Source organism: Candidatus Symbiothrix dinenymphae, from assembly GCF_001431085.1.
In genome coordinates, this window is sequence record NZ_BBRU01000536.1 from 1 (window position 1) to 379 (window position 379).

Here is a 379-nt window from a genome sequence, read left to right on the forward strand (position 1 = left end):
AAATAGCCGAATTGTTTAGCAACGCATCCGATGTTGTTTCAAAAAAATCATAAGCCAAATGCCGAAAATAAACAGCCTCCGAGGAATGACGATGCCACAATGTTTTCCGTGACAAAGGAACAATCCGACACTATCATCAAAACATTGGGAAACATTGCCTTGAATAATTTATCTCAATCCGTACAAATACAGCACAATACGATTGAATACGAAGGGAATGCCTTGTTGCTTATTTACATTCCGGAACAAACAGAAAAACCTGTGTATCTGCGTGGGGCAACCATTTACGACAGTTATCATCGCTCGGCAGGACAGACAGTAAAAATGCTGATAACAGGCACGGATTTTATCTTGCTTACCCATAGCCGACAATTTTTGC

General features: G+C 40.4%; 1 pseudogene. It reads left to right on the forward strand.

The features are described from left to right. Window positions 1-108: 108 nt before the first annotated feature. Window positions 109-379, forward strand: a pseudogene (locus ASC50_RS05540) (helix-turn-helix domain-containing protein); the annotation flags it as partial.